The following is a 1,118-nucleotide window of genomic DNA, read 5'->3' as shown; positions in this document are numbered from 1 at the left end:
AAATGAGAACGATGAGCAACGATCGCCGAAAAGAGGTCGTTCGCCACTTGACCGATGAAGAACTCGATCGATTGCTCTCCGAGGCGGACGATCCGAAGGTCGTCCGCCGTCTCGTCTTCATCAAGAATCTGTACAAAGGGGACACGCTCAAGCAAGCTGCTGACCGAGTCGGGAAGTCAGAAGGAACAGCTACGCGCTGGGCACGTCGCTGGAATGAAGGTGGACTTGGCCAATTGACGCCGAACTTCGGGGACGGACGTCCCCCGAAGCTCGGCGAAGACGAGCAAGAACAACTGCTTGAAATCCTTCGTGAGGGTCAGCCCTGGAAACCACAGGAGATTCAGCACATCCTCAACGAGGAATTCGACGTCGAATACCACCCTGATTATCTGAGTTCGTTCTTGCGCGATCTCGGGTTATCGTATTCGATTCCCCGGACGAGACGTCCTTCACGACCAGATGACGCTGAAGACATCCTCGACGAGCGCCTGGACCAGGCGCTCGCCGAGGACCAAGGCGAAGAGCCACACAACAAGGAAGAAGGTGATGAGGACGGCGGCTGGACGGTGGACGACGATGTCTGTACGGATGGTGGTACTGTCGTCGGATTTTTCGACGCATCACATCCCCAACCGTGGGATAATTTCCACCGGATGTGGTACGTCGATGATCCGCATATCGACCGACCGCTGGTTCGGATCGATGAACCAGCGGTCGGGTTCTATGCACTCAACGGTCAGAGCGTGGTTAGTTTCCCTGAAGATCAGACGAAAGAACGGATTTGCGAGTGTCTCGAAAGGATACGCGAGCAGAATCCCGGCAAGCGGATTCTGCTCGTGTTAGATAATCTGTTCTCGCACACGTGCGAGCACACGCGCAAGCGTGCCCATCAACTTGGAATCGACCTCGTGTTCCTGCCGGTTGGGTCGCCTGATCTCAATCCAATCGAGCAGGTCTGGAAACAGTTGAAATGGGAACTCTCACCGCTAATTGTCGAGAGTGCGGAGGAGTTCCGCACTCTCTTGAGTGATGTTTTCGAGCAGCTGACTAACCGCGTGAGCTTTGCGAAAAACTGGGTCGCAGAGTTCCTTGATCTCCAGAAATTATCCTGAGTACTA

1 protein-coding gene is annotated in these 1,118 nt (G+C 54.7%); it reads left to right on the top strand.

Features of this window, described 5'->3' with window-relative positions:
• The first annotated feature begins 11 nt into the window (after positions 1-11).
• The gene (locus D3D02_RS17985) at positions 12-1,112 is read left to right on the top strand and encodes an IS630 family transposase (RefSeq protein ID WP_121571310.1); all 1,101 of its coding nucleotides are present in this window, start codon (positions 12-14) and stop codon (positions 1,110-1,112) included.
• Positions 1,113-1,118 lie beyond the last annotated feature (6 nt).

Origin of the sequence: Halobellus sp. Atlit-38R (genome assembly GCF_003665925.1) — an archaeon.
GTDB lineage: Archaea > Halobacteriota > Halobacteria > Halobacteriales > Haloferacaceae > Haloquadratum > Haloquadratum inordinatus.
The sequence above is the reverse complement of the archived record's forward strand: the minus strand, read 5'-3'. Positions and strand labels throughout refer to the sequence as shown.

Coding starts and splice junctions, on each gene's coding strand:
- D3D02_RS17985 (WP_121571310.1), top strand. CDS start 12: ATGAGCAACGATCGCCGAAAAGAGGTCGTTCGCCACTTGACCGATGAA.